The 6,358-nt window shown below is 38.8% G+C and carries 4 protein-coding genes and 1 other RNA gene; all 5 read right to left on the bottom strand.

What is annotated here, in order from left to right; translation table 11 throughout:
• Positions 1-133: 133 nt before the first annotated feature.
• The 5 genes from ssrS to purE all read right to left on the bottom strand — a co-directional run bounded on the left by ssrS (position 134) and on the right by purE (position 5,003).
• A non-coding RNA gene (ssrS, locus tag ACMFKV_RS02540) (6S RNA) lies at positions 134-293 on the bottom strand.
• A gap of 140 nt (positions 294-433) precedes the next feature.
• Positions 434-1,204: a tetratricopeptide repeat protein gene (locus ACMFKV_RS02535; protein WP_413154425.1), complete on the bottom strand. Its 771-nt coding sequence runs from the start codon at positions 1,202-1,204 to the stop codon at positions 434-436.
• A gap of 100 nt (positions 1,205-1,304) precedes the next feature.
• Positions 1,305-1,430: a type B 50S ribosomal protein L36 gene (ykgO, locus tag ACMFKV_RS02530; RefSeq protein ID WP_013545486.1), complete on the bottom strand. Its 126-nt coding sequence runs from the start codon at positions 1,428-1,430 to the stop codon at positions 1,305-1,307.
• Between the two features lie 1,616 nt (positions 1,431-3,046).
• Complete coding sequence (locus tag ACMFKV_RS02525) at positions 3,047-4,135, bottom strand: 5-(carboxyamino)imidazole ribonucleotide synthase (protein ID WP_413154424.1); 1,089 nt, start codon at positions 4,133-4,135, stop codon at positions 3,047-3,049.
• A gap of 370 nt (positions 4,136-4,505) precedes the next feature.
• Positions 4,506-5,003: a 5-(carboxyamino)imidazole ribonucleotide mutase gene (gene purE / locus ACMFKV_RS02520; RefSeq protein WP_413154423.1), complete on the bottom strand. Its 498-nt coding sequence runs from the start codon at positions 5,001-5,003 to the stop codon at positions 4,506-4,508.
• Positions 5,004-6,358 lie beyond the last annotated feature (1,355 nt).

The raw sequence follows: 6,358 nt of genomic DNA, 5'->3' as shown, positions 1-6,358 counted from the left end.
AATGAAATCGCTAAATGTGTAGGTGAAAAAGGCAGGTACGGAAGGTGGTATGTGTAAACAGCAAACAATTTATCTCCAATTGTGCTAATTACTTCTCCCCCAATTATGCCCATTATTTCCTTTGTGAAAAAAATGGTGATCCGCAACAGCCGATGGAAAAGATTGATCCCGAGAACCTACTCAGTAGGTGGGCGCCATATGAAAAAGCCCACGAGCCTTCTCAGGGACAGCTCCCTTGGAAATCAATAAGGTCTCAGGAATATGTTATTTCCTGTCGAGAGGCGCAGAACACCGCCTTTTATTATAAGTCAGTTTAAGATCTTCGGCTAGATATAAAATGCTTTCAAAAATAATCTGAGAGAAAAAGATTTTTAACGAAAACATCTCTTGGAAATCTTAAGGAACAGTCTCTACTGAGCAAAAGCTTCTTCATTCAAAGAGCTTGCGAGGCTTGCTTTTCTAACAATATCTCAATGCGCTTTTGAAGTCTTTGCATTTGGGGGTAGTAATGGAGACCCATTTCATAAGCCTTGATAGCAAGCTGTGGGCGCTCCGTCATTTCCATGATGATTCCAAGCTCAAAAAATGTTATGTAATTGCGTGGCTCAAGTGTCATGGCGTGATTAAGATCAAGCATGGCAAGTTTAAAATCACTCAGTTGAATATGAATCCAAGCACGTCTGACCCAAGCGGCTGCGTAAGTAGGAAAAAGCGCAAGGGCATTATCAATATAATCAAGAGCAAGACCATAATTATGAGCGCTGATAGCATTTTCAGCCCATGACATCAAAAGATCAATGGTATCACTGCCCGATTGTAACCATAAATGTTGAAGCTGTTGATTGATAATTTTTGCTTCATTGACGTTGGCACATAGTTTTAGTTCTTTGAGTAAGCGTAAAACTTCCGCTTCTTTATGTTGCGCAGCCCTATGAGAAAGGGGAGAATGCGTTGTCTCAAGCTCTTCAAATGTGGTCGTGCTTGAATGAGGGGTGGCAGGAGCCGAAGGAGGAGGACCGAGTATCAGTTCATCTGAAGGCAAAAGCGATTGGGGAGAAGGCTCTTCAGGGGGAAGAGAAGGAGGACTTTTACCATACCCAAGAGATAGTAAACAAAAACTGCTTACAAAAGTAACCAAAAAACTTTGTCGAAGAATAAAAAAGCTTCGCAATCGCAAAGCTCTTAAAAAGACAAAAAAACCCATAAAAATGAGTCTCCAAAAGATAAATTATCCAAAACTTTCAAGAGACCAAAAATTTAATGCCCACAAAAAGCAGGCACAAAAAACATTAGCCTTGACGCACTCAACCCTGACGTGCTCTGAAGCGCGGATTGGTTTTATTCAGGATGTAAATACGACCTTTACGACGCACCAAACGGTTGTTACGGTGGCGTTCCTTCAGTGCTTTAAGCGAATTCTTAATTTTCATTATACTCACCGTTCATATACACTAACGTGACTCAAAAATCTGTAACTTCATTCTCACAATTGCAATGCTATAACCAAAATACCACAACATCACATTACAATTAACATCACACTATTGTGATATTATGATATTGCGACTGTATTATAACATCGCATCACACTTGATTCATCATGATGATAAAATGTATCTTGAAAAAGATACGCATTCATACAATCTCAGCGCTCACGAACAAGTGAAAATTGCAAAAGAATCTACCATATCCTTAACAAGAAGTCTTATTCTTGTCAAGCGATCATCCCTTACAAATTCCCTTTAAAACTGAATGCTCTTTATTCTCTTTACCTGCTGGGGGGCTTCTTTAAAAAGACTGCGCTTTGAAGGATATTACAGAGAACCTCTCTTAAATTTAAGAGGACTCTAATTTAAGGGAGCCTCTTCAAAAAGAGTGCTCGTTGGAGCAAAGGCTCTTGCTTGAGTGTTTTTTTCTTTCGTATTTCCGTTGAGAACAGCGTTGTCGTATAATAGTAGGTTTTGTCCTTGAAGTGGGCAATAGGGGATGAGAGAGAAATTCGTATTTAAAGGGGCATTTTGTTAAATTGTCAAAGAGGGTTTTAAGAGCAGAAAGTCGAAAAAAATGCAAAAGAGCGCAAAAATTGAAATTTGTTAGCAAAAAGGAGAGAGGACTTTGAAACATCTTTGAAGCTTTAAAAAAATTTTGAAAATCTCAAAAACTGCCTTTAAAAATCCTTTGAAAAAAGCAAACAAAGAGTGAAGTCAGCTGTAAAATCAGCTAAAAATTACTAAAAAAAAGAGGTTTTTACCTCTTGGTGATTATCTATTTTTATTGGAAATTTATTCATATAAATTAAAGTATGAAGTGATTTTTTTTTCATGTAAAAAAATTTTCATATTCATTTTTTCTTTTAGAGAACTTTAAGGCTTATATTTTGTGTTTTTTCTCAGTGCACTTTTCAGCTTCAATTTGACGCTTTAAATGTAGTTTGAAAAGTAGCAAAGGCGGCTTGCGACTTCCTCCCTGTCATTAATGTTTTAAGCCCAAACTCTGGTAGCTTTTCATAAAATTTTTCTACTAATTTTGCATCTTTAGAGGGGGGGTTGTGCATTGCGATAAGTGATGTAAACTATATATTTTAGCTTTTTCATAAGATGAGAAGGAAGAGCTGACAGTTTAAAATTTGCTGCTTTTGCTTTTGCCATGTCTTATAAATATTTTATCTTCACTTGTTATAAGTCAGCCTCATGAAACGTCACATATTTCTGGACAGTGAGAAAGTAGAGACGGTGAGTTCACCTTGTCCCAGTTGCATAAATTTTTGCCGATCTAGCGGTTATACCAAGATGCTTTGCAAATTGTTTGCGTTTTGTGAATCCAAGGGTACGTTGCATTTCATGCAATCATTTTGCTCATTCTATTTTTTATTCTGCTTCTGAGTGTGCCAAAAAAATTACCTCAAAATCAATAAGCGTTTTGGCAAAAATATTCTGCAGAAGAGCGCTTGGGAAAGTACTCTTGAAAAAAATGATCTCAAACGCTTTGTTTATATTTCTTTCATGCGTATGACAATATTTTGCTCAAATATCCTTCTCACTCCAAATTATTGTTCAGACCTGATAGAGGGGCCTGTTAATTTGATGACATGCCCCATTTTGCGTGTTGGTTGAAGGGAGCTTTTGCCATATAAGTGCACGGATGTGTGCTCTTGTGTAAGAAAATATTTGAAATCATTGAGATTGTTGCCAAGAAGATTGGTCATTTCGCAATTGCTATGGCGGTACGTGCTGCCCAAAGGAAGACTGCAAATGGCACGAATGTGCTGCTCAAATTGTGATGTTATACAAGCCTTTTGTGTCCAATGACCAGAGTTGTGTACGCGAGGCGCTAATTCATTTACTAAAAGATTGCCGTCCGTTAATACAAAAAATTCAACGCAAAGAACACCAACATAATTTAAGGCATCCATAATTGTCACACTTATTTCTTGTGCGGCTTTTTGTACGGTCAGTGGAATGCGCGATGGGACAAAGGATTTATGGAGAATACCGTTTTTATGCTGATTTTCAGGGCTGTCATAAAAAATATGCTCCCCTTGAGGGGTGCGTGCCGCAAGAACCGAAATTTCCAATAAAAAAGGAACAATTGCCTCTAAAATCGATGGCTGATTCTGAAAAGCCGTGAGGGTTTCATGGATGGTTTGTTCATTTGGATGATTCAGCATGATCTGATTTTTTCCATCATAACCAAAACGGCGCATCTTCAAAAGACCACGACCACCTAATGCAGAAAGTCCTGAAATAAGTGAGGAGGGATTGTCAACGGCATACCACGATGCTGTTTGAATGTTTTGGGCGTTCAAAAATTGCTTCTCGAATAATCGATCCTGTGTAATTTTTAACACGTTGGAAGAGGGGTAAACATGCTTGGATTTTTCTACATATTGAACCATTGGAAGTGAAAGATTTTCAAATTCATAGGTCACTATGTCACACAGCGATATAAAGCGGTCTAATGCCGAGCTGTCGTCATAGGAAGCAACAATATGCCCGTTAGATGTTTGGGCAGCGGGGCAATCTGCTTCAGGACAGAAAACAATCGTTCGAAACCCTAATTCTGCAGCAGCTATGGCTAACATACGCGCTAACTGTCCTCCCCCTATTAAACCGATTACGCTGCCTGCAGGCAACATTTTAGATGAAGAAAGGGAAGAAGATTTATTGGAGGGGGCAGAGGTATGAGATGGTGTAGATATGGTGGATGAGGTAGAAGTGTGAGATGGTGTAGATATGGTGGGTGAGGTAGAGGTGTGAGATGGTGTAGATATGGTGGGTGAGGCAGAGGTGTGAGATGGTGTAGATATGGTGGATGAGGTAGAAGTGTGAGATGGTGTAGATATGGTGGGTGAGGTAGAGGTGTGAGATGGTGTAGACATGGTGGGTGAGGTAGAGGTGTGAGATGGTGTAGATATGGTGGATGAGGTAGAGGTGTGAGATGGTGTAGACATGGTGGATGAGGCAGAGGTGTTGCGTGCAGAAAAAATGTTAGAAAACTGTGTCATCTTAAATCTCAGTTGTAGGCGTTTGTGCGATACTGGCTGTTTGTTGTTGACGCCAATCTTGTAAACGCTGTGCTAAGTCATCATCATAGATTGCCATAACCGCTGCAGCTAAAAGCGCTGCGTTAATAGCACCTGATTTGCCTATTGCTAGTGTTCCAACTGGTATCCCTGCTGGCATTTGCACAATAGAAAGCAAAGAGTCTTGACCAGATAAAGATTGTGATTGTACTGGAACACCAAAAACAGGAAGAGGGGTGAGGGCAGCTAACATACCTGGAAGATGTGCTGCGCCTCCAGCGCCAGCAATCAATATCTTAAAACCTGCTGCTTTTGCACCTTTTGCAAAGTGATAAAGGCGCTCAGGTGTTCGGTGTGCCGAAATAATATGCGATATATGAGAAATGCCAAGGCAGCTTAAAATATCCGCGCTATGGCGCATCGTTTGCCAATCCGATTGGCTGCCCATTAAAATCGCTACGTCACATGATTGTTTAGTCATTGCACATCCTTTTCAAGTGTTTAAGGCGATTCTTTATCCTTATTTTTTAAAGTTTTTATACCCTTTTTGCAAAGTCAATTGATGACAGAATAACAGCTTTTTCTATAGATTATGGAACAGCTTAAACGAATACAGTACAAATGAGAACCCTATGGCGTGTTTTGTTGACACATCCCTTGAATATGCTGGGGTGCTTATAACCAAAATGCCCTCACTTCACTTCTTTAAATCATTATTTACGCTTTTGCGCTTAAACAGAAAACGGAAACTTTGGTCGAGTGCGTTGATATTTTAAACATATCGATAGGACACATGCGGCACACGTTGGATGTTCCGTTTGACTGCTAGATGTTAAGGTTTTTTTATCCGCATGACTGTCTCTCAAGCTCAAGGAGCAAAAATTTAAGCTTAAGCTAGAGGAAAAAATCATTGAGAAAATCATTGAGAACAACAAAAATCTATTCTTGAGTTTTATTGTGCAAGCAAAGCTTGGAGATGGCAGTCAAGAGATTTATGATGTGATCTCGTTCAAAGTAGCGCGAGAAGCTCTTTTGTGAACATTTGTAAAAAGGGAAAGCTTTGTAACTGTGGTGAGTTTGTCTTAACTGTAAATAACAAGAAGGACGAAGTGTATAAAAATGGTCGTAGAGCTTCTTTTTGTGGCAAGCGTATTTTGTGGCAGAAAATACTTTTTATAGAAAAAGCTTGGAAATTAAAGCTTGGAAATTTAAGTGTGCTTAAGCTTTTTAAATGTGCAAATCTTGATGAAAAAAACTTCAATGAAATTTGTTTGTTTTAGACATGAATGTGGGAAGTGTTTTTATGGAATGATGATGAAAATAAATTTGAAAATTAAAGACAAAATTTGCCTTCCTTCGTGTCAGAGCTAGTGCTGCTTAAAGTAAACAATTTGTTGAGATAGGTTTTCGTACAAATTAGGAAAAAGCTTCCCTATTTTGCTTTTCGTCAAACTGTTTTGTGTGAGCGAAAAAGGGCTGTTAGAGTACAGAAATATTGAAAAAGAAACCAGAGAAGAGATAAAAATTGAGGGAATAGCTTATCGGAAAAGTGCAAATGCAAAAGATATTATTGGAAGAATTTAGAGCTATGGACAAATAATAAATCCTCTTGTTTGATTCAAATATTTTTTATCTTGACACATGTTTTCCACCTTGGCACAGTTTTAACTGTTCCTTGAAAATGCCTTTAAGGCTGAAGGCTAGTTGTCAAGGCTGAAGGCTAGTTGTCAAGGCTGAAGGCTAGTTGTCAAGGCTGAAGGCTAGTTGTCAAGGCTGAAGGCTAGTTGTCAAGGCTGAAGGCTAGTTGTCAAGGCTGAAGGCTAGTTGTCAAGGCTG

Source organism: Bartonella propinqua, assembly GCF_047263965.1.
Lineage (GTDB): Bacteria > Pseudomonadota > Alphaproteobacteria > Rhizobiales > Rhizobiaceae > Bartonella.
Note: the sequence above shows the minus strand (reverse complement) of the source record. Positions and strands in the feature narration are given on the sequence as shown.

Coding starts and splice junctions, on each gene's coding strand:
- ACMFKV_RS02535 (WP_413154425.1), bottom strand. CDS start 1,204: ATGGGTTTTTTTGTCTTTTTAAGAGCTTTGCGATTGCGAAGCTTTTTT.
- ACMFKV_RS02525 (WP_413154424.1), bottom strand. CDS start 4,135: ATGTTGCCTGCAGGCAGCGTAATCGGTTTAATAGGGGGAGGACAGTTA.
- purE (WP_413154423.1), bottom strand. CDS start 5,003: ATGACTAAACAATCATGTGACGTAGCGATTTTAATGGGCAGCCAATCG.
- ykgO (WP_013545486.1), bottom strand. CDS start 1,430: ATGAAAATTAAGAATTCGCTTAAAGCACTGAAGGAACGCCACCGTAAC.